Annotated in this window: 19 protein-coding genes and 1 tRNA gene; 15 read left to right on the top strand and 5 right to left on the bottom strand. The window is 36.8% G+C overall.

What is annotated here, in order from left to right; genetic code table 11:
• Positions 1 to 130: 130 nt before the first annotated feature.
• The 3 genes from ACN1CD_RS19775 to glmS all read left to right on the top strand — a co-directional run bounded on the left by ACN1CD_RS19775 (position 131) and on the right by glmS (position 4,322).
• On the top strand, positions 131 to 955 hold the full coding sequence (locus ACN1CD_RS19775; RefSeq protein WP_419132136.1) for a glycogen/starch synthase: 825 nt from the start codon (positions 131 to 133) through the stop codon (positions 953 to 955).
• Between the two features lie 21 nt (positions 956 to 976).
• The gene (locus ACN1CD_RS19770; protein ID WP_419132135.1) at positions 977 to 2,356 is read left to right on the top strand and encodes a DUF4270 domain-containing protein; all 1,380 of its coding nucleotides are present in this window, start codon (positions 977 to 979) and stop codon (positions 2,354 to 2,356) included.
• Positions 2,357 to 2,483: 127 nt separating this feature from the next.
• Positions 2,484 to 4,322 carry a glutamine--fructose-6-phosphate transaminase (isomerizing) gene (gene glmS, locus ACN1CD_RS19765; protein WP_419132134.1) on the top strand — a complete coding sequence of 613 codons (1,839 nt, stop codon included), beginning with the start codon at positions 2,484 to 2,486 and terminating at the stop codon, positions 4,320 to 4,322.
• A gap of 31 nt (positions 4,323 to 4,353) precedes the next feature.
• On the opposite strand, the gene ACN1CD_RS19760 is transcribed toward glmS, so the two are convergent.
• The 3 genes from ACN1CD_RS19760 to mutY are packed head-to-tail and all read right to left on the bottom strand — an operon-like array spanning position 4,354 to position 6,991.
• On the bottom strand, positions 4,354 to 5,430 hold the full coding sequence (locus ACN1CD_RS19760; RefSeq protein ID WP_419132133.1) for a hypothetical protein: 1,077 nt from the start codon (positions 5,428 to 5,430) through the stop codon (positions 4,354 to 4,356).
• 6 nt (positions 5,431 to 5,436) lie between these two features.
• Positions 5,437 to 5,877, bottom strand: coding sequence for a single-stranded DNA-binding protein (locus ACN1CD_RS19755; protein ID WP_320464586.1), 441 nt, complete (start codon positions 5,875 to 5,877; stop codon positions 5,437 to 5,439).
• A 52-nt stretch (positions 5,878 to 5,929) separates the two neighbouring features.
• Entirely contained in the window at positions 5,930 to 6,991 is a 1,062-nt protein-coding gene (mutY, locus tag ACN1CD_RS19750; protein WP_419132132.1) for an A/G-specific adenine glycosylase, read from the bottom strand.
• 168 nt (positions 6,992 to 7,159) lie between these two features.
• Between mutY and ACN1CD_RS19745 the strand changes: the two genes are divergently transcribed.
• The 12 genes from ACN1CD_RS19745 (at position 7,160) to frr (ending at position 20,455) form a co-directional block, all read left to right on the top strand.
• A complete protein-coding gene (locus tag ACN1CD_RS19745; protein WP_010601128.1) occupies positions 7,160 to 7,462 on the top strand; it encodes an HU family DNA-binding protein in 303 nt (100 codons plus the stop codon).
• A gap of 8 nt (positions 7,463 to 7,470) precedes the next feature.
• Positions 7,471 to 8,352: a tetratricopeptide repeat protein gene (locus ACN1CD_RS19740; RefSeq protein ID WP_419132131.1), complete on the top strand. Its 882-nt coding sequence runs from the start codon at positions 7,471 to 7,473 to the stop codon at positions 8,350 to 8,352.
• Positions 8,353 to 8,638: 286 nt separating this feature from the next.
• Complete coding sequence (locus ACN1CD_RS19735; protein ID WP_419132130.1) at positions 8,639 to 10,189, top strand: Rne/Rng family ribonuclease; 1,551 nt, start codon at positions 8,639 to 8,641, stop codon at positions 10,187 to 10,189.
• A gap of 456 nt (positions 10,190 to 10,645) precedes the next feature.
• Complete coding sequence (gene rplM, locus ACN1CD_RS19730; protein WP_131557562.1) at positions 10,646 to 11,089, top strand: 50S ribosomal protein L13; 444 nt, start codon at positions 10,646 to 10,648, stop codon at positions 11,087 to 11,089.
• 3 nt (positions 11,090 to 11,092) lie between these two features.
• Positions 11,093 to 11,479, top strand: a complete 387-nt coding sequence (gene rpsI, locus ACN1CD_RS19725; RefSeq protein WP_025145383.1) for a 30S ribosomal protein S9 — start codon at positions 11,093 to 11,095, stop codon at positions 11,477 to 11,479.
• Positions 11,480 to 11,497: 18 nt separating this feature from the next.
• Positions 11,498 to 12,358, top strand: coding sequence for a 30S ribosomal protein S2 (rpsB, locus tag ACN1CD_RS19720; RefSeq protein ID WP_419132129.1), 861 nt, complete (start codon positions 11,498 to 11,500; stop codon positions 12,356 to 12,358).
• 129 nt (positions 12,359 to 12,487) lie between these two features.
• Positions 12,488 to 13,333: a translation elongation factor Ts gene (gene tsf / locus ACN1CD_RS19715; RefSeq protein WP_132534005.1), complete on the top strand. Its 846-nt coding sequence runs from the start codon at positions 12,488 to 12,490 to the stop codon at positions 13,331 to 13,333.
• Positions 13,334 to 13,494: 161 nt separating this feature from the next.
• A complete protein-coding gene (nagA, locus tag ACN1CD_RS19710) occupies positions 13,495 to 14,580 on the top strand; it encodes an N-acetylglucosamine-6-phosphate deacetylase (RefSeq protein WP_419132128.1) in 1,086 nt (361 codons plus the stop codon).
• A 23-nt stretch (positions 14,581 to 14,603) separates the two neighbouring features.
• Complete coding sequence (locus ACN1CD_RS19705; protein WP_419132127.1) at positions 14,604 to 15,566, top strand: MBL fold metallo-hydrolase; 963 nt, start codon at positions 14,604 to 14,606, stop codon at positions 15,564 to 15,566.
• A 55-nt stretch (positions 15,567 to 15,621) separates the two neighbouring features.
• On the top strand, positions 15,622 to 18,891 hold the full coding sequence (locus ACN1CD_RS19700; protein WP_419132126.1) for a TonB-dependent receptor: 3,270 nt from the start codon (positions 15,622 to 15,624) through the stop codon (positions 18,889 to 18,891).
• 256 nt (positions 18,892 to 19,147) lie between these two features.
• A complete protein-coding gene (gene pyrH, locus ACN1CD_RS19695) occupies positions 19,148 to 19,852 on the top strand; it encodes a UMP kinase (protein WP_320464592.1) in 705 nt (234 codons plus the stop codon).
• 39 nt (positions 19,853 to 19,891) lie between these two features.
• Complete coding sequence (frr, locus tag ACN1CD_RS19690) at positions 19,892 to 20,455, top strand: ribosome recycling factor (protein WP_419132125.1); 564 nt, start codon at positions 19,892 to 19,894, stop codon at positions 20,453 to 20,455.
• A gap of 52 nt (positions 20,456 to 20,507) precedes the next feature.
• On the opposite strand, the gene ACN1CD_RS19685 is transcribed toward frr, so the two are convergent.
• A complete protein-coding gene (locus ACN1CD_RS19685; RefSeq protein ID WP_419132124.1) occupies positions 20,508 to 21,527 on the bottom strand; it encodes a LacI family DNA-binding transcriptional regulator in 1,020 nt (339 codons plus the stop codon).
• A 151-nt stretch (positions 21,528 to 21,678) separates the two neighbouring features.
• Positions 21,679 to 21,822, bottom strand: a tRNA-Asp gene (locus ACN1CD_RS19680).
• Positions 21,823 to 21,881: the final 59 nt, after the last annotated feature.

Genomic DNA, 21,881 nt, shown 5'->3' with positions numbered 1-21,881 from the left:
AATGGTAAAGATGTAAATTAATCTAAACGAAACCAAACAAATGCTTGCTATATTGATAAATAGTATTATTATGCTTACCTTTGCAGCTCATTATCTTTTATTTAACTTAATATTTTCTTAGAATATGGAGATGGCCAAAACGAAGCTGCTGATTGTTACACACGAGATGTCGCCTTTCCTCGAGCTTACTAAAATTTCTGAAATTACGCGTCAACTACCACAGGCTATGCAAGAAAAAGGATTTGAAATCCGCATCTTGATGCCTAAGTTCGGCAACATCAACGAAAGAAGAAATCGCTTACACGAAGTAATCCGCTTATCAGGAATGAACATCATTATTGATGACAATGATAATCCCTTAATTATTAAAGTAGCATCCATCCCAGCTGCACGTATGCAGGTTTATTTTCTTGATAACGAAGAGTATTTTCAACGCAAACAAGTTTTCAGAGATGCGAATGAAAAATTCTTTGATGACAACGACGAGCGTACAATTTTCTTCTGCAAAGGCGCACTGGAAACGGTTAAAAAATTAGGATGGGCTCCGGATATTGTTCACTGTCACGGCTGGATGAGTTCTTTAGTTCCTGCTTACATAAAAACTACTTATAAAAATGATCCTACTTTCAAGAATTCAAAAGTAGTGTATTCGATTTATGAAGATGGTTTTACAGAAAAACTGAATGATAAATTCGCATCTAAAGCTATAATGGCTAATATGATTGAGGAAGACACGAAAGCTTTCGTTCCTGCAGATTGTAACAGCATGCACATTGGCGCAATAACACACGCAGATGCAGTGGTTTTAGCGGATGAAAATCTTGATGCAACGGTGTTAAAATTTGTTAAAGATTCTAATAAACCAACATTAGCCTTTAACTTAACCGATAATTTTGAAAACTTCTATACTTTTTATGAAGAAATTTCAAATGATGAATTGGTTTCAGTTGCTTAATTAGGTATTATTATTTTAAATATGAAATTTACAAAACAAGACTTATTAACCCTGTTGATAGGTCTTTTTCTTTTTGCATCATGTAAAAACCCAGGTGCCGTTGGCTTAGATGTTGATCCAAATGCGGCTATCCAAGGTACTTTGGTTAATAATGAGCAGATCAACTCACAAACAATTAAAGAAAACGATATTGTTACCAGTGGATTGACTCAACATCCAATAGGTTATATGGTTGATCCGATTTTCGGAAAAACAGAAGCAAGCCTGGCCATGTCTGTGGCGCCTCCTGCCTCGTTTACTCAAGATTTTGGCACCAATTCTACGCTAGATTCTGCTATATTGGTTTTAAATCTGGGAACTCAGTTCTATGGAGATACAACTACTTCTAAATATAGTATTGATGTTTATCAGTTGACTAATAAAATTACAAATTTTAAGAGTTCTGATGTACAGGCACATAACAGCACCTTATTAGGTAATTTCAACAGTAAAATTTTCCCGAAAACACCAATTAAAATTTTTGATATTATTGCTGGTAAAACAGATACTTTAAGAACAGTTAAAGCGCAGATTAGAATCCCGCTTAACAGGGCGTTTATTCAAAGTACTATTTTAGCACAACCAGCCACTACATTTACTACCGATGCTAAGTTTATTGATTATTTTAAAGGTTTATATGCTGAGGTTAACAAAACATCATCAACCATTGCTGGAGGTGGAGTAGCCTTTATTGATCTCGCTTCTACCAATTCTTATGTGCAATTGGTTTACAAGAAACCAAATACCAGTAATGGCGTTGATACCACCAGTGTAAATTTTCCGATTTCGATTTCGAAGGGTGCTGCGGCAAACATTAAGCATGATTATACAGGTACAGATGTTCAAACACAATTAACCAATGCTGCAACACAATATAATGTAACTTATTTACAAGGTTTAGTTGGAGTAAAAACTAAAATCTCTTTTCCAAATCTTGCAAACTTTACGAATACTCATGGTAAAGTTGTAGTGAATAAAGCAGAATTAGTAGTTGATGTAAGTAATGGTTCATTTGCAAATCCTTTTGTTCCGGCAGAGCGATTAGCACTGTATCGCTGGGATATTGCTGAACAACCTACTACATTACCTGATTACAATAGCTTAGTAAGTTCTAATGCTACTGGTTTGTTTGGCGGTGCTTACCAATCGTTAACTAACAGGTATGTATTTAATGTTACTTCTTATGTACAAGGTCTTGTTGATAAAACCATTACCGATTATGGAACATTCATAGCACCATCATCTACCGCTGCTTATGACATTACACCATCAGGTACTTCTGCTGGAAGAGCTGTTATTGGGTCTTTTGGTAATGCAACAAATAAAATAAAGCTGAATATTTATTACACGAAAATAAATTAACAAGTTTTAATTCTTATAAAAGCCTCAGCCCAAAATGCTGAGGCTTTTTTTATGCCTTGAAAAATTATTTTCATGCTAAACAATCTTTGTTTAGTATATTCGTCGACTTTAGAAATACCCCAAATTTATGTGTGGAATAGTAGGTTACATCGGTTATAGAGAGGCTTGGCCAATTGTTTTAAAAGGTCTGAAAAGATTAGAATATAGAGGTTATGACAGTGCCGGCATCGCATTGATGAATGATAGTGGACAAAACATCTATAAAAAAGCAGGAAAAGTTGCTGTTTTAGAAGAGTTCGCCGAAAACCAAGACCGTTCAGGCACTATCGGAATGGGACATACCAGGTGGGCAACCCATGGTGTACCATCAGATCGGAATTCACATCCACATACTTCAAATAACGAAAAACTATCGATTATCCACAATGGCATCATTGAAAATTATGCTACTTTAAAAGAGGAACTGATGGGTCGTGGTCATGAATTTAAAAGTGATACAGATACCGAAGTACTTATCCATTTAATTGAAGAAATTCAAAAAATAGAGAATTTAGATCTACTGGAAGCAGTTCGCCTGGCTTTACACGAAGTTAGCGGAGCTTATGCCATTGTGATCATGGATAAAGATCATCCAGACCGTTTAATTGCAGCCAGAAAAGGCAGTCCGATGGTTATAGGCGTTGGTAAAGGAGAATATTTCATTGCATCAGATGCTACGCCAATTATAGAATACACTAAAAATGTAATTTATTTAAAAGATGGTGAGATTGCCCTGGTTACCAAAGATGACTTATTGGTAAAGCAATTGGATAATATTGTACAAACGCCATTAATACAAGAGCTTGAGTTGAAGTTAGAGATGCTTGAAAAAGGTGGATTTGAGCATTTCATGTTAAAGGAAATCTATGAGCAGCCCCGCTCCATTAAAGACTGTATGCGTGGCCGTATTTATCCAAGCGAAGGAAAAGTTCAATTAGGAGGAATAAAAGAATTTGCAGAGAAGCTCAAAAATATTGACAGAATCATTATTGTAGCCTGCGGTACCTCCTGGCATGCTGGTTTGGTAGGCGAATACCTCATTGAAGAATATGCCAGAATCCCTGTTGAAGTGGAATATGCTTCTGAATTCAGATACCGTAATCCCATCATTACGGAGAAAGATGTGGTAATTGCCATCTCGCAATCAGGAGAAACTGCAGATACCATGGCGGCTATTGAAATGGCTAAAGAGCGTGGCGCAACGATCTTTGGAATTTGTAATGTAGCAGGTGCATCAATTCCCCGTTTAACGCATGCAGGCGTTTATACTCATGCAGGCCCGGAGATTGGCGTTGCTTCTACCAAAGCATTTACTGCCCAGGTTACCGTGTTAACGCTAATGGCATTTTACATGGCACAGCAAAAGGGAACCATTACAGAATCTAAAATGATTGAGCTTTTAACAGAGTTGGATCATATTCCGGAAAAAATTCAGAAAGCCCTTGAATCAGATAAGCTGATTAAGGAGGTTGCTGAAAAAATTAAAGATTCACGGAACTGTTTATTTCTCGGTCGTGGAAGCGGCTTCCCTGTTGCGCTTGAAGGTGCTTTAAAGCTTAAGGAGATTTCGTACATCCATGCCGAAGGTTATCCTGCTGCAGAGATGAAACACGGTCCTATCGCATTAATAGATGAAGAAATGCCTGTGGTTTTTATTGCAACTCAAAATTCATCTTATGAAAAAGTAATCAGCAACATCCAGGAAGTTAAAGCCAGAAAAGGTAAAGTGATCGCAATTGTTACTGAAGGTGATATAGAAGTGAAGAAAATGGCAGATTACTGTATTGAAATACCTGATGCAAATGAAGCTTTTCTACCGCTTTTAGCAACCATTCCATTGCAACTGTTATCTTATCATATTGCAGTTTTAAGGGGCTGTAACATAGATCAGCCAAGAAATCTGGCAAAATCTGTAACTGTTGAATAAAATAACCAGACCTACTTCAAATGAGGTAGGTCTAATCATATAGTTTAACATATTGTAAAGTTTTTCGGTCATACCACTTAATACACAACTCTTTTGTGGTGACGTTAAGAATCTTTCCCTGAACACTTAGCTTTGGATAGAAAATGGTAATTACACTATCTTTTATTTCATACTTAGCTAAGTCACTATCAGGATCGACATCATAATAATAACGTTCTCTGATTTCAAAAGTATGCTTTCTTTTTGATGATGAAATTGTATGCCATCTCCCATAGATCGTAAATGGACGTATCTGTTCCGGCCTTTTCTCTCCAACTTTGAGACTCCAATAATCAGCATTTTCATTATGCACCTGGTGATTATAGTTAGAATCAACAGCTTTAAGAAATAGGGTTTTATCATATACCTTTCGTATTCTCCCCAAAGAATCAGCAATTGTAATCTTAAAACCAGATGGAAATTTTATTTTCTTCCCATTAAAAATAGGTGTCGTAATTGTTTCATATCCACCGGCAGCTAGATTAAGGGTATCGATCAAATTAAATTCGTTGTCCAGACTACTATCTCCGGCTAATTCAGCTTTTGAATATTTAAAATTCACGATCACAGTTAATCGATGCGTACCTTGATTCTGGAAATCAATCGATTTAAAACTTTCCTCATACGTAGGTTTTTGTTTCTCTTGAGTGGTTGCAACGAATGCGAAGACTGACACCAATGCTATCAACCTGATTAAAAATAGTTTCGGCGCTGTAAAGTTTGACTTAGAGAAAATTGCATAAGAAGCAAGTACACTGATCAGAGCGAAATAATCAGTATAATCTACTGCACGAAAAGTTTGAAGACCAAAGAAATTTAAAAAGTCGATTATCGGTTGTGACCAGCCTGATTTCCAAAATAAAAATGTAATCACCGTTAATAAGTGAATCGACTTGATACGTTTAGGAAAAATAGTACTCCAGAAAAAAGGGAAAGCAAACAGACCTGTGAGATCTGATAGCTTTCCCGTTAATTGATTATGAAATATTGCTTTTAAAAAGAAATCATTAATAAGCAGTAATATTAAAGAAAGTAAAAAGAGAGGATTTAGAAGCTTATCTCTTTCCATAAAAGGCTAAAAAGGCAAATCACCATTTTCATCTGAAGGGCCTATGGTATACTCATCTTCGATTTTACGTTCTGCAGGTGCTTGCTGAATGGTGGCTGTTGGACTTTGTTCAAAATCACTTTTACGACCTAACATGGTGAAGTTTTCTGCTACAATTTCAGTTACATATTTTTTAACTTTTTCTTTATCCTCGAAAGATCTTGTTCTTAGCTTACCTTCAATATAAACCAGTTTCCCTTTTTGCAGGTACTTTGAAGCAACCTCAGCAAGGCCCCTCCACAATACAATATTGTGCCATTCTGTTTGTTCTACTCGTTTTCCATCTTTATTGTAGGTTTCTGACGTTGCAAGAGGGAAGCTTGCTACGGTAACGCCACCATCTAAATGACGTACTTCAGGGTCTTTGCCCAAATGGCCTACTAAAATAACTTTGTTAATGCCAGACATAAATATTTTTGGTTAGTTTTTTAAAATTTTAAATTAAATGCATAATGGTTAGTTAGGCCATTCCGTTTTTTAAAAGATATCCTGTAGTAAAATCGTGGATAACTTTTGGTTGCGGCAATTCATTTAATCTACTTAAAGAAACCCAATTAAGTTCCTTTTGTTTACCAAAGTTAAATATATAATTTTTTAACATAAAAAAGTGTATGTGGATAATTTGGTGAGTTAATATATGCCTTTTATTCATTAGCGGTGTAAACTCGGCATTTGCACCAAAAGTTGCAGCAACCTTTTCAATGAACGACGAACTACTTAAATCCACTTCTTCTAATGTTTCGATGGAGGGAAAATCAAAAAGATGTTGCCAGATATCACCTGCCTGCCTTTCGCGAACCAAAACCTCGCTATCCTTTTCACAAATAAAATAATTGATATAGCGATGCCTCTGTGCTGCCTTACGAAGCTTAACCGGCAGTAGATTAACCTGATTTTGAGTAAAAGCAAAACAGGTTTGATTTAATGGGCAAATACCACAATTTGGCGATTTCGGCTTGCACTGAATTGCCCCAAACTCCATAATTGATTGATTATAGGTTGCCGGATCTTCCTGATATAGAAGTTCATTAGCCAGCTTAAAAAATTCTTTTTTACCAGCCGGAGAATTGATAGGCGTTTCAATGCCGAAGTATCTGGACAATACCCTGAATACATTTCCATCGACTACAGCCCTCGCCTCGCCAGAAGAAAAAGAGGAAATCGCGGCGGCTGTATATTCTCCAATTCCTTTAAGTTTGATCAGATCATCATGACGGGTTGGAAATATTCCATCAAAATTATTCACCACATTTTGAGCCGTGGCATGCATGTTTCTACCCCGTGAGTAATAGCCCAATCCTTGCCAAAGTTTCAAAACCCTCGTTTCTGTAGCAGCAGCAAAGTCACTTACAGTAGGAAAATTTTCGAGAAAACTGTTGAAGTATGGAAGGCCTTGCTCTACCCTGGTTTGTTGTAGTATAATCTCTGATAACCAAATGATATAAGCGTCATTAGTGTGCCTCCAGGGCAGATCTCTTTTATTATTTTGATACCAATTTATAAGTTCAATCTGGAATGTCATTGGTGCAAATTACGGCGTATTTATTGGATAAAAAAAAATCTTGCATTTGCCTGATATCTGAGGAGATAAAAAAATCATCTTTTATTTCCCTATCTCATTAAAAAGCAATACTTTTGCAACCCCAAAACAGTTATAATATTAAAACACAATATATATAAATAAGTAAATATGACTAAGGCAGATATTATTTCAGAAATATCAACAAAAACCGGAATTGAGAAGGTTGATGTACAGGAAACGGTTGAGGCATTTTTCAAGGTTATCAAAACAAGTATGATTGGCGGTGAAAATGTATACGTAAGAGGCTTCGGAAGCTTTGTTGTTAAAAAGAGAGCACAAAAAACTGCTAGAAACATCTCTAAGAACACTGCAATAATTATCCCAGAACACTTTGTACCTAGCTTTAAACCAGCAAAAGTTTTTGTTGATAAAGTTAAAAGCAACTCTAAAAAAATTAGTGTAGAAGCCTAAGTCATATTATGAATAGCAGCATCAGATCAAAACAAATCATTATCATTGGAGCAGTTTTATTGCTGGTTGCTTTTTTATTCACAAGAGACATTAAGGGGTTGGTTAAACCAACAGAAGAAAATGGCAAAATGCCTGCTGCCGGAGAACAAATGACTGGCGCAGCATCAACACCATCTACTGCAGTTCTAAGCATCGAAACTTCTTCTATAGCAGCTAAGAATGTACTTAACAAGAATTTGGCTACAGACATTACAGCATTAGAAAATAGTTATAAAGGTGCTAAAGGCGCAGAAAAAATTGAAGTAGCGAAACAGTTGGCTCAGAAATGGGACGATGTGGAGCAAATTACTCCATCAGCACTTTATTTAGAAGTGATTGCACAAGGAGAACCATCAACTAAAACATGGTTAGCTGCAGGCAATCAATTTATGAAAGCGTTTGAGAGTACACAAGATAGCTTGGCCCAGCCTGCATTATTGCAAAAGGCCAATACATCTTATAAAAATGTATTGGAGAAGGACTCAAATAACATTGAAGCTAAAACAGGCTTAGGCGTAACCATAGTAAATGGCTTAGGAGCACCAATGCAAGGTATTGCAATGTTGCTGGAGGTTGTTGCTAAAGAGCCAAAGAATGTTAAAGCAAATATGAATTTAGGAATCTTCTCTATAAAATCAGGCCAGTTCGACAAAGCAATTCCTCGTTTTAACACGGTGATTGCAACTGCTCCTACGCCTGAAGCCTATTTTTATTTAGGAACAGCTTTAGAAAATTTAGGCAAGAACAAAGAAGCAGTTGATGCTTATTTATCTAGCAAAAAATTAGCAGCGAACCCAACCTTATCATCATTCATTGATAAGAAAGTAGCTGAACTAAAGAATAAAAATTAATTAACGGATTAATAAAAACATTTAAAACTTAAAATTATGCCAAGCGGTAAAAAAAGAAAGAGACATAAAATGGCTACCCACAAACGTAAAAAACGTTTAAGAAAAAACAGACATAAGAAAAAATAGATTCTTATTTTGATAGAAGCCTTCTAAACCTCATAGTAAAAACTGTGAGGTTTAAAGTATTTATATGATTTTTTTAATCGCATAGGTATCTGGCTATATCAAGTTTTTTTCTCGTTTACTATCCATTTGTTAATAGGCGAAAGCCTTAAATCTGTAGCTGTTGGTAAAAGAATTAATTATCAATTCGACTCCTGCCGGAGTTACCATAGCGTTGATTGAAGACAAACAACTTGTTGAGCTTCACAAAGAACAAATCAATAATAACTACGCCGTAGGCGATATTTATTTAGGTCGCATTAAAAAAATTATGCCTGGCCTGAATGCTGCTTTCGTGGATGTTGGTTATGAAAAAGATGCTTTTTTGCATTATTTTGATTTGGGCCCTCAGGTGCAATCTTTAATCAAGCTAACTAAAATCAAGCGTAATGGCTCGGTTACAGGCACATTATTAGATAATTTAAAACTGGAAGCCGATATTAATAAGGCAGGTAAAATTTCTGATGTGCTGGCAAAAAACATGCTCCTCCCCGTACAAATTGCTAAAGAGCCAATTTCTACAAAAGGACCACGTTTAAGCTCCGACATTTCGATTGCCGGCAGGTATGTGGTACTGGTGCCATTCTCCAATACCATATCTGTATCAAAAAAAATTAAAAGTAATACTGAACGTAATCGTTTAAAAAAGATTATTGAAAGTATTAAACCTCAAAATTTTGGGGTAATTATCAGAACCGTTTCTGAAGGACGTGGAGTTGCCGAAATGCAAAAAGATTTATTAGATCTGATTGCAAAATGGGAAAACTTCATTAAAAAGGTGCCTTCTACCGAACCTTCGAAAAGGGTTTGGGGAGAAATGGACAGATCATCTACGTTAATACGTGATATTCTGAATCCTGATTTTACAAACGTTTATGTGAGCACGCCAGAGCTGTTCGATGATATTCGTTCTTATGTACATGATATTTCTCCGGAAATGGAAAAAATCGTGAAACTTTATAAACATAAAGAACCCATCTACGATCACTTCGGAATAGAAAAGCAAATTAAAAATGCTTTCGGAAAAACAGTAAACTTACCAGGTGGTGCTTATTTAGTAGTAGAGCACACCGAAGCACTTCACGTTATAGATGTGAACAGTGGAAACCGTACGGCCAGTAAAGAAAACCAAGAGGAAAATGCTTTACAGGTAAATAAAGAGGCGGCAAAAGAAATTGCCCGACAGTTGCGCTTGCGTGATATGGGCGGCATTGTGGTGATCGATTTTATCGATATGCACAAGCCAACAAACCGTAAAATGCTATTCGATTATTTGCGTGAGCTGATGTTATTGGATAGAGCCAAACACACTATTTTGCCTCCAAGCAAATTTGGTTTGGTACAAATCACCAGACAACGTGTTCGTCCGGAGATGAATATTGTTACGGTAGAAAAATGTCCGGCTTGTGGTGGAACCGGAGAAATTAAAGCAAGTATTGTTTTAATGGATGATATTGAGAATAACCTTAATTATATTTTACGTGAGCAGAATGAAAAAGGTGTAACGCTAAGCGTACACCCTTATATTGAAGCTTTCATTACTAAAGGAATCTTCAACTTACAACGCCGCTGGTTTTTTAAATATGGCCAGTGGATTAAAGTTAAGGCACAATCATCATACTACTTAAATGAGTTTCATTTTATCTCATCAAAAGATGAAGAAATAAAATTGTAACCAAAAAAACACATTAAACAAAAGCCTGAACTTAAAACTCAGGCTTTTTGCTTTTTGCAAGCTACCGGAACCTAATTACTTGATTCTCTTAATAAGTGATTGTATTTTTGATATTCTTACTGAATATATTATTAAGGCAATTGTGATTAATGAGATTGCTTCGTCGTACCTCTTCGCAAAGACGGATATCTTGAGAGTAATAGCTTTATAATTTAGATTGAGATAAAAAGCATGACCCACTATTTCCTATTACTGCAATCACTTTACAAAAAAATGCTTTGCAAACACATCATCTAAAGAGGGTAATCCTTATCATAGCCTTTAGACTTTAAACCTTTCACTAATTACTTTCAACTTTTTTCCTTCAACTATTTGATAATAAAAGTATTCTATCTATCTTTGCAGTCCCAATTTTAATGGGAATAATAAATTGTTTAATAAATTAAATACAAGCAAGTGAATACGTTAAGTTACAAAACTGTCTCGGCCAATGCGAAAACTGTTAACAAACAGTGGATTGTTGTTGATGCGCAAGGCGAGATTTTGGGGCGCTTGTCATCGAAGATCGCTATGATCATCCGTGGTAAAAACAAGCCTGAGTACACCCCACACGTAGATTGCGGAGATAATGTTATCGTTATCAATGCAGACAAGGTTAAATTGACAGGAAACAAATTCAGCGAAAAGCAATATGTTTCTTATACTGGTTATCCAGGTGGTCAACGTTTTATCTCTCCAAAAGAGTTAATGGCGAAACACCCTCAACGTGTAATCGAGAAAGCGGTACGTGGTATGTTACCGAAAACTAAATTGGGTAAAAAATTATACACTAATCTTTTTGTGTATGCAGGTGAAAGCCACCCACATTCAGCTCAATCTCCAAAAACCATTAAACTTTAAGAAATGTCAGTTACTAACACTTCAGGCAGAAGAAAAACAGCTGTTGCACGTATCTACTTAAAAGATGGTGCCGGAGCAATTACCGTTAACGGTAAAGATCACAAAGTATATTTCCCAACTTTACCTTTGCAATATATCGTAAACCAAAGTTTAGAAGTTTCTGAGCTTACAGGTCGTTATGATATCACTGTAAATGTACAGGGTGGTGGAGTAAAAGGACAAGCAGAAGCTGTTCGTTTAGCTATTGCTAAAGCGATTGTTGAACTAGATGCGGAGAAAAAACCTGCTCTACGTGCTAAAGGTTTAATGACACGTGATAACCGTATGGTTGAGCGTAAGAAACCAGGACGTGCTAAAGCCCGTAAGAAATTCCAATTCAGTAAACGTTAATCACAGGAGGCAAAGACAATGGCAAGAACAACTTATCAAGACTTATTGGATGCAGGTGTACACTTTGGTCACCTTACCCGTAAATGGAATCCAAAAATGGCTCCTTACATTTTCATGGAGCGTAATGGAATTCACATTATAGATTTAAATAAAACATTAACTAAAACTGAAGAAGCTGCGGCAGCGATTAAACAAATCGTAAAATCAGGACGTAAAGTTTTATTTGTTTCAACAAAAAAACAAGCAAAAGGAATCGTAGCTGAACAAGCTAAGAAAGTAAATATGCCTTTCGTAACCGAACGTTGGTTAGGTGGTATGTTAACTAACTTTGCTACTGTACGTAAGTCAATTAAAAAGATGTCTAACATCGATAAAATGACTAAAGACGGTACTTATTCGATCTTATCTAAAAAAGAGCGTTTAATGATTCAACGTGAGCGTATTAAATTAGAATCACTTTTAGGTGGTATTGCTGATTTAAACCGTTTACCTGCAGCATTATTCTTAATTGATGTTAAGAAAGAACACATCGCAGTTACTGAAGCGTTAAAATTAAACATCCCTACTTTTGCGATGGTTGATACTAACTCTGATCCTTCAAACATCGATTTCCCTATTCCGGCGAATGATGATGCAACTAAATCAATCTCTTTAATTACTGATGTAATTATCAAAGCGATTGAAGAAGGTTTAGACGAACGTAAACGCGAAAAAGACGATGAAGCTGAAAAAGAAGCAGTAGCAGCGAAAGTTGCAGCTGATGCTCCAGAAGCTAAAGAACCTAGGGGTGCTGGTGAAAAAAGACCAACGACTAAAAAGGTAACTGCTGAAGCTGAAGTTGAAGCGCCTTCATCAGAAGAAACTAAAACAGAAGAATAGTAATATTTTTTAATTGCAGGTTACTGGTTTCAGGTTTTAAGTTGGCTTAACATGAGTTTAACTTAGTACTTGTAACTTGTAACCTGTAATTGTTATAACAAGATTTTAAACTTTAAAAAAGGAAATAAAATGTCTACAGTACAAATTACTGCCGCTGATGTAAACAAATTGCGCCAACAAACTGGTGCAGGTATGATGGATTGCAAAAAAGCTTTAGTAGAAGCTAATGGCGATTTCGAAGCAGCTGTTGATTTATTGCGCAAAAAAGGTCAAAAAGTATCTGCCGCTCGTTCTGGTAATGCAACTTCTGAAGGTCTGGTATCAATCAATGTTTCAGCAGACGGCACAAATGGTAAATTAGTTGCTTTAGCTTGTGAAACTGAGCCAGTTTCTAAAGTTGAAGATTTCCGTAATTTAGCTCAGACTGTTTTAGCAGCAGCAGTTGCCAACAATCCTGCTTCTATTGAAGAATTATCAGCGATTACTTTAGAAGATGGTCGTACAGTTGCCGAAACCATAACTGAACTAACCGGTAAAATCGGAGAGAAAATCGTTATTCAAGAGTACGCAAATGTATCTGGTGAAAAAATCGTTTCTTATATCCACTCTAATGGCAAAATGGGTGTTTTAGTGGTATTTGAAGGCGCTAATGGTGCAGATATTACTGAAGCTGGTAAAGATGTTGCAATGCAAATTGCTGCAATGAACCCAGTTGCTGTTGATAAAGACGGTGTTGATCCTGCTACCATTGAACGTGAAATTGAAATTGCTAAAGATGTAATCCGTCAAGAAGGCAAACCAGAAGAAATGGTTGAAAAAATTGCTGCTGGTAAGTTGAACAAATTCTACAAAGACAGTACTTTATTAAACCAGGAGTTTGTTAAAGACAGTTCAGTAGATGTTCGCAAATTCTTAGATAATACGTCTAAAGGTTTAACAGTATCTGCTTTCAAACGTGTTCAGTTAGGTGCATAAGCATTTAAAATGATATATAAAATCCGGTTAGCTGAAAAGTTAACCGGATTTTTTTTGTCTAAATTATTCTGGCAATTTCTTTAACATAGAATTACAATTAAGGTATAACACTAAAATTCAGCAATCAACTTAGTAACTTAGACGAGTAAAAACAAAATCTTATGATCAATATTCCTGATGCTAAATTTTATGCGAACGATGGTTTACAAGAAAGAAAAAGCATTACCATTAGCAACGGCAAAATAAACACGATAGAAAAATCAAATTCAGATGCTCCGGAAGAATTCATTTTTCCAGGATTTATCGACTTACAAATATATGGTGCAGGAGGAAAATTATTCTCAGCAGAACCTACAGTAGAATCGTTGATGATTATGGAAGATGATTTACTTAAAAAAGGTACAGCTGGATTCCTGGCATGTATGGCTACCAACTCTCCAGAAGTTTTTAAAGCCTGCATTACGGCCGCAAAAGAATATCGTTCAACTGCCAGAAACTTATTGGGTTTGCATTTGGAAGGACCTTTTTTAAATCCAAAACGTTTAGGTGCTCATGTACCTGCCTTCGTAAAAAAAGCTACCTTAGATGAAATAAAAGCGCTTCTGGATTTTGGAGACGGCGTGATTAAAATGATGACGATTGCAACAGAACTACATGATGATGAGGTAATCCAATACCTTCTGGATCATAACGTTGTGGTATCTTTGGGGCATAGCGACGCTACTTTTGAGGAAGCAACCAGTGCATATGATAGAGGAGTCCAAACGACAACGCATCTTTTTAATGCTATGACTCCAATTCATCATAGAGCACCCGGCATCCCTACAGCATTCTTTAATCACCATAAGGCAATGGCAAGCATCATTGTAGATGGCAAACATGTAGATTTTGAAGCAGTTAAGCTGGCGTATAAGTTGGGAGGTGAAAGGTTGTTCTTGATAACCGATGCCGTAACACCTTGTTCAACCGGCCCTTATCAGCATATAGAAAAAGATAACAAATTCGTGATGCCAGATGGAACATTATCAGGCTCGTCTTTAACCATGCTGGAAGCGGTAAAAAACTGTGTGAATTATTGCGATATCGAATTATCACAAGCCATTAAAATGGCAACAGAATATCCTGCCAAATTAATTGGTATTGAAAAACTAACTGGAAAAATTGATACTGATCAATCTGCAAATCTATTGGTATTGGATGAAGATTTGAACCTGAAAAAAGTAATTTATAAAGGTAATTTATTATAGAAAATCATTTCAAACGAATAAAGATGTTAAAAAAGATTTGCCTGATTTTGATGATTTCATCCACATATTTCATCAATGCTAGGTCGCAACAAAGAGATTACGCCTTCAAGATTATTCCACTTGGTGTAAAGGGCGGTGATGATGAAAGCAATTTATCGTCATACCTGCTGGCTCCGAAAGGCAGTAACAGTTTCATTTGCCTGGATGCAGGAACCATCAATGCTGGCATTCAAAAGGCCATAGATCAGAAAGCATTAAAAGGTGTTAGTGAAGAAATTCAGCGCAGGCAAATAAAAGGCTATTTAATATCACATGCACATTTAGATCATGTTGCGGGTTTAATTATCAATTCTCCTGCAGACACTTCAAAAAACATTTACGGATTATCTTCTGTACTAAACATCCTTCGTGACAAATACTTCACCTGGGATGCCTGGGCAAATTTTGGAAACGAAGGCGAAAAACCTCAACTTAAAAAATATACTTATACTACTTTAGAGGAAGAATTCAGCTACCCACTTGCTGAAACTGAAATGAGAGTTCGTGCTTTTGAACTCAGCCATGGTAAGCCTTATAAAAGTACCGCATTTTTAATTCAGGCAAAAGATAACTACGTTTTATATCTGGGTGATACTGGTGCAGATGAAATAGAAAAATCTGATAAGCTCTCAGAATTATGGCAAGAGGTGGCTCCTCTTATCAATACTGGCAACCTGAAGGCAATATTTATGGAAGTGTCATTCCCAAATGAACAACCTGTAAACCAATTATTTGGCCACCTTACGCCCCAGCTTTTCTTTAGTGAGCTTGCAAAGCTGCAAAATATAACAACTCCAGAAGCCCTGAAAAAAGTATCTTTTATTGTTACGCATAGGAAACCTCCGGTAAAAAATATGCTTACAATAAAACAACAGTTACGGGTACTTAATGCGCCTGGATTTAAGTTGATATTCCCCAACCAAGGAAAGCTATTAACAATAAATTAACATAAGTAACATATTGGATACAGAAAAGTGAGTGTACTTTTGTGAAAAAAAATTCATGAAGAAAACCTTACTTTTACTTACGGCATTTATATTTATAATATTTATAAAAATAGATGCGCTAGCCCAAAACGAAACAACAGCCTCCATTAATGGAATTGTTACCGATGCCAAAGGGCCAATTAGTGGCGCTACCGTTATCGCAATACACGAACCTTCAGGTTCCAGGTATGCCACTTCTACCCGATCTGATGGCCGCTATAATCTACCAGCCATGCGTATTGGTGGACCGTACACGATTACCGTTTCTTTTATCGGCTTTAAAAATCAGATACAGCGTGTGGAGAAACTAGCGCTCGGACAGAGTTCTACTTTAGATATTACCTTAAATGAAGATGCCAATAACTTATCAGAAGTGATGGTTTCTGGCAAACAAAGTAAAATCTTCAATTCAGGACGAACAGGCGCATCGCAAAATATCTCCAGAACGGCTATTCAAAATTTGCCAACGTTAAATAGAAGCTTTACCGATTTTGTTAAACTTACACCACAGTTTTCTCTACAATTCGGAAGCCCGAGTATTGCCGGAAGAAGCAACCTGGCCAACAATTTTACCGTAGATGGGGCGTTGTTTAATAATGCCTTTGGCTTGCAGGGTACTATAGGCAGTCAAACCAGTTCTCAGCCCATTAACATGGATGCCTTTGAAGAAATTACGGTAAACATTGCACCTTATGATATTCGCCAAAGTGGTTTTACGGGTGCGGCGATAAATGCTGTAACCAGAAGTGGTACCAATGAATTTCAGGGATCTTTAAATACTTATTACAGAAATCAGGATCTGGTAAGTGATTATAATTATGCCAACCTTAAAGTACCGGTAACCAATTTCAACCTGAAAGGTTATGGCTTTACTTTTGGCGGGCCGATTATTAAAAACAAACTATTTTTCTTTGCCAGCGGTGAACTGGAAAGAAGATCAGATCCGGGTACTGGATTTACAGCATCAAGAGGTGGAAGCACTGGCCCGAACATCTCACAGGCCAAAGGAGAAGATCTTGATAAATTAAGTGCTTTCCTGCAAACATTGGGATATGATGCTGGCGGATATGAAAGCTATGCACTAAAAACCAGAAGTGATAAATTATCTGCTAAATTGGATTATAACATTGATGATAAAAACACCCTGAGTTTAAAATATTTTTACTTCAGATCTTATAAGGATATTTTACCAAGTAATAGCGGTGCGCCAAAAAACAACCGTCAGCCATCGCAACTTGGACTTCCATTCCAATCTGCAGGATATGGAATTAACAACAACATGGATAACGTGAACCTGGAGTTCAGAACACGGTTCAATAATAAATTCTCTAACCAATTAACGGTGGGTTACAACAACATGAATGATTTCAGGGAATCTAAAGGGAATAAACCTTTTCCTCTTGTTGATATCATGAATCCTGATGGAAGTTCGTACACTGCATTTGGTTATGAACCCTTCACCGCATTTAACAGCTTAAAGACTAAGGTTTACCAGATTACTGATAACTTTAATATTTATGCTGGCAGACATGAAATTACCCTTGGTGCAAATTATGAAGGTTACAGAACCAGCAATGGTTTTGCGCCAAACTACTATGGAACTTATACTTTCAAAAGTTTAGATGATTTTTATAACAGTGCGAATAATGGTGTCTCAAATGCAACCAGATACCAGGTTCAATATTCTGTTCTTGCTGATGGTTCTTTCCCTTATGCAGAAATTCAATCGAACATGTATGGCTTGTACGCGCAGGATGCATTCACTGTTAGCGATGAGTTGAAATTAACGGCAGGTTTACGTGCAGATTTAACAAATGTTTCCTCTTCATCACTAATTAGCAACCCCAATGTAGAAAAGCTCACTTTTGAAAACGGAGAGAAAATTGATGTTGGCAGATTTCCGAAGAACTCCATATTATGGTCGCCAAGATTAGGCTTTAACTGGAATGTAAACAATACAGGGAAAACTCAGCTTCGAGGTGGTACAGGGTTATTTACCGGTCGCCCTCCTTTGGTATGGATCTCCAACCAGGCCAGTAACAACGGCGTTCAGTTTGGTTCGGAATCTATCGCTAACCCTACAAACCGACCTTTTACACCTAATGTTGATGCTTACAGAAACGTTAATAAATCTACAGCAGCAAATAACACCGCTTATAACCTTGCAGTGGCAGAGCAAAATTTTAAATTTATGCAGGTTTGGAGGTCCAATTTAGCCATTGATCAGAAATTACCTGCAGGCTTCACCGGAACGTTAGAAGCCTTATATTCAAAAGACATTAATTCTGTTTATTTCCGCAATGCGAATTTAAATACGTCTGCATATACGCTTCTTCAAGGCGCAGATAACCGTCCAAGATATACGGCCTCCCGAATTTATGGGGCAGCGACGCCAACACCTGCAAACCCAAATATTTCTGATGCCATCGTAATGACAAATACCAATAAAGGACACAGTTTAGCCATCACCGGAACAGTATCAAAAGAATTTGTCGGAGGATTTTTTGCAACAGCAGGTTATACTTATACAGATTCAAGGTCGGTTAATGATGGTGGTTCTATTGCTCAGTCTATGTGGAGAGATCGTCAGGTTTCTGGCAGCCCGAATACAGATGCGCTTTCGTACTCAAGTTATATGGTTAAAAACCGCTTTATTGCATCTGTGGTTTACAGAAAGGAATATATTAACCACTTAGGAACAACTTTTTCAATGTTCTATCAGTTACAGGATGGTTTCAGATATTCTTATACTTATGGCAATGACTTAAACAATGATGGATTAAGTGGCAATGATTTAATTTTTGTACCTGCAAATAAATCGGACATTGTTCTGGTACCTGAAAATACTGCCGATCTCCGCACACCAGATCAACTTTGGTCGCAACTAAACAGCTACATCAGTCAGGATAGCTATTTAAATAAAAGAAGAGGAGCATACGCTCAAAGAAATGGTTTGGTTGGCAATGTAATCGGAACGCTTGATATCCGCTTGGCTCAGGATTTATTTGCAAGCCTGAAAGGTAAGAAACATTCGCTTCAACTTACTTTCGATATTTTCAATTTCGGAAATATGATCAACAAAACCTGGGGTGTTCCAAAGTTCGCAAACAGGGCTAACGGACTACTTAATTTTAAAGGAGTTGATGCTACGGGTAAGCCTACCTTCTCTTTCCCATACTTAAATGCAGACAATAACACACCTTTGGTTAATACCTTTTCTAGCAGTGTGGATGAAACCGCACGCTGGAGAATCCAGTTTGGATTAAGGTACCGCTTTAATCAATAAAATTTACAATGTTACAAATGGCTGGGTTGAATATTTAACCCAGCCATTTTTTTTTCAAAACCAATTCAATTGCTAAAATACGGCTCAATTTGTGGGTTTGACAATCACGGTGCAGCGTTACATTAGCTACAAATCTGGCAGCAAATAAAATATAATAAACACTCCTTTTTAAATATTAAATCTGTGTTGCTAAAAATTTACATCAATTATCAAAAGCATAGCCAGGTATTAAAAAAATGTTAATATTTTTGAGGTCATGAAATACAAACGCATCCTGCTAAAGCTTAGCGGCGAATCGCTAATGGGCGATAAACAATATGGCATTGATAATGAACGCGTTAAACAATACGCTGAAGATATCAAAGCTGTTCACGATAAAGGTTTGGAAATCGCAATCGTTATTGGTGGTGGAAATATTTTTAGAGGTTTAAGTGCTGAAAAAAGCGGGATGGACAGGGCGCAAGCCGATTATATGGGTATGCTAGCCACAGTAATCAACTCTATGGCTTTGCAAGATGCATTAGAAAAGGTAGGAATTAAAACCCGTTTACTTACTGCCATTAAGATGGAACAGATTTGTGAACCATTCATCCGCAGAAGAGCCGTGCGTCACTTAGAAAAAGGCCGCGTGGTTATTTTTGGAGCAGGTACAGGTAATCCATATTTTACTACTGATTCTGCCGCCGCTTTACGTGCCATTGAAATTAAAGCTGATGTTGTTTTGAAAGGAACCCGTGTAGATGGTATTTACACTGCAGATCCAGAAAAAGATCCATTGGCGACCAAATATGAAGAAATTTCTTTCAGAGAAGTTTACGATAAAGGCTTGAATGTGATGGATATGACTGCTTTCACCCTTTGTGAAGAAAACCAAGTTCCAATTATTGTGTTTGACATGAATAAACATGGAAACTTTATGAAGATTGCAAACGGCGAATCGATCGGTACTTTGGTTAAATAAGCATTTAAAATTTATTACTTTTGTAGAAATACACACATTATGAACGAACTCATACAATTACAATTGATGGATGCTGAATCTGCTATGGATAGAGCGATCGATCATTGTGAATCTGAACTAACTAAAATTAGAGCTGGTAAAGCATCGGCAGGAATGCTTGATGGTATTTTTGTAGATTATTATGGTGCTTCTACAGCACTATCACAAGTTTCTAGTATCAACACTCCTGATGCCAGAACAATCGTGATTCAGCCATGGGAAAAATCACTTTTAGTACCTATTGAAAAAGCTATTCAAGTTGCAAATATTGGTATCAATCCTCAGAACGATGGTATTGTAATCCGTTTGGTAGTACCTCCCCTAACAGAAGAACGCAGAAAAGACCTGGTTAAAAAAGTTAAGGAAGAAGCTGAGCGTGGAAGAATTACGGTACGTAATATCCGTAAGGATGCAAATACGAAAATTCAAAAGCTTAAAGGCGAAGGCGTTTCCGATGATGAAATTAAAACAGGTGAAGGTGAAGTTCAGAAATTAACTGATGCCTATATCATCAAAGTTGATAAACATGCAGAGGCAAAGGAAAAAGATGTAATGACTGTTTAATCAGTTATACGATAAAGAAAAAGGGAACAGATGATGAATTTGTTCCCTTTTTTTATTTCTTGGTTTTTGAGCTCGATTCGCGGATGTTGAAAATTGTTGGAACCACCACTTCGCTATATTTCTTATCCGTACTGGTAGATTTCAGCCTATCCATCAGCGTTTTCATAATATTTTCTGCGATAGCTTCTAAAGGCTGAGCGATTGCTGTTACCGGAGGATCACAAAACTCTAAGATTTCAAAATCATCAAACGATACCACAGCCAAATCTTTCTGGATGCGCAAGCCCATAGCCCGAAAGGTTCTCAAACCATCCAGGCTGATGTAATTTGCTCCAAAGATAACAGCATCAAGATTGTTATTCGCCTGGAAAAATTCAGTCATCTCTTTTATTGTCGTTGCCGATGTACTATAATTTATTTTTTTAACGAATGGCTTTAATTGATGCTGAGCAATCGTTTCTTCATAGCCAGCAAGGCGATCTAACATTTGCAGCTGAATGGAATCAATTGTAATAAAAGCAATATTTTTATATCCGTTAGCGATTAAATGCTCTGTTGCGAGGGCTGTACTTTCTTTATTATTTATAATTACATAATCAGCTTGCACATCCTGCACATATCGATCGAACAACACAACTGGTGCATCTGTAGAAATAAGTTTTTTAACTTCATCTTCCAGACCTTCCGGCAGTGCCATAATATATCCATCTACGTGCCTGTCTTTAAAAATTTGCAACAACTCTATCGCTTTCTTTGTATCGTTTCGGGTACTGCTAAACAAAATTTTATATCCCAATTCAGAAGCAATCTCATCAATACGCTTCGCAATGCCAGAGAAGAATGGCTCTGATATGTCATCAACCAGAAAGCCAATAATCCGGGTTTTTCCCGTTCTCAAGCTTGTGGCAAGTGTATTTGGCTGGTAATTTAGCTCTGCAACAAGGTCTAAAACCTTCTTAGTCAGTGCATCACTAATGTTCTTTTCTTTTGCTCTTCCGTTAATTACAAAGGAGACAGATGTAATCGAAATATTTAGTTGTTTGGCTATGTCTTTAATTGATACTCTCTTCATTACAGGGGACTACAAGATATTTGGTGTAATCAACCGGTAATATAGTAATAACTGATTTAATATTTTCGATATTTTTTAGAAGGTTATGAAATGAAAAAGAGCAACCTATCCAGGATTGCTCAATTAACTAACTTATTATTCATAAAAAATGCTGTTGGGGAAGGAGTCGAACCTTCAAGGGGTAGTTAGCTACAGTTCAAAAAATTAATTGTGGTCAACCCAATAAACTGCGTTTGTCCCATTATTCCCCACCACCGAGACAAGGAGGCGTGTCTGCCAATTTCACCACCCAACATTTTAGTCATTAGTCCAAAGTCTTTAGTCGATAGTCTACTTATGACTATGAACTAAAGA

It is taken from the genome of Pedobacter sp. N23S346 (genome assembly GCF_048515415.1).
In the GTDB taxonomy this organism is placed as follows: domain Bacteria; phylum Bacteroidota; class Bacteroidia; order Sphingobacteriales; family Sphingobacteriaceae; genus Pedobacter.
Note: the sequence above shows the minus strand (reverse complement) of the source record. Positions and strands in the feature narration are given on the sequence as shown.

Coding starts and splice junctions, on each gene's coding strand:
- ACN1CD_RS19775 (WP_419132136.1), top strand. CDS start 131: ATGGCCAAAACGAAGCTGCTGATTGTTACACACGAGATGTCGCCTTTC.
- ACN1CD_RS19770 (WP_419132135.1), top strand. CDS start 977: ATGAAATTTACAAAACAAGACTTATTAACCCTGTTGATAGGTCTTTTT.
- glmS (WP_419132134.1), top strand. CDS start 2,484: ATGTGTGGAATAGTAGGTTACATCGGTTATAGAGAGGCTTGGCCAATT.
- ACN1CD_RS19760 (WP_419132133.1), bottom strand. CDS start 5,430: ATGGAAAGAGATAAGCTTCTAAATCCTCTCTTTTTACTTTCTTTAATA.
- ACN1CD_RS19755 (WP_320464586.1), bottom strand. CDS start 5,877: ATGTCTGGCATTAACAAAGTTATTTTAGTAGGCCATTTGGGCAAAGAC.
- mutY (WP_419132132.1), bottom strand. CDS start 6,991: ATGACATTCCAGATTGAACTTATAAATTGGTATCAAAATAATAAAAGA.
- ACN1CD_RS19745 (WP_010601128.1), top strand. CDS start 7,160: ATGACTAAGGCAGATATTATTTCAGAAATATCAACAAAAACCGGAATT.
- ACN1CD_RS19740 (WP_419132131.1), top strand. CDS start 7,471: ATGAATAGCAGCATCAGATCAAAACAAATCATTATCATTGGAGCAGTT.
- rpsI (WP_025145383.1), top strand. CDS start 11,093: ATGTCAGTTACTAACACTTCAGGCAGAAGAAAAACAGCTGTTGCACGT.
- rpsB (WP_419132129.1), top strand. CDS start 11,498: ATGGCAAGAACAACTTATCAAGACTTATTGGATGCAGGTGTACACTTT.
- tsf (WP_132534005.1), top strand. CDS start 12,488: ATGTCTACAGTACAAATTACTGCCGCTGATGTAAACAAATTGCGCCAA.
- nagA (WP_419132128.1), top strand. CDS start 13,495: ATGATCAATATTCCTGATGCTAAATTTTATGCGAACGATGGTTTACAA.
- ACN1CD_RS19705 (WP_419132127.1), top strand. CDS start 14,604: ATGTTAAAAAAGATTTGCCTGATTTTGATGATTTCATCCACATATTTC.
- ACN1CD_RS19700 (WP_419132126.1), top strand. CDS start 15,622: ATGAAGAAAACCTTACTTTTACTTACGGCATTTATATTTATAATATTT.
- pyrH (WP_320464592.1), top strand. CDS start 19,148: ATGAAATACAAACGCATCCTGCTAAAGCTTAGCGGCGAATCGCTAATG.
- frr (WP_419132125.1), top strand. CDS start 19,892: ATGAACGAACTCATACAATTACAATTGATGGATGCTGAATCTGCTATG.
- ACN1CD_RS19685 (WP_419132124.1), bottom strand. CDS start 21,527: ATGAAGAGAGTATCAATTAAAGACATAGCCAAACAACTAAATATTTCG.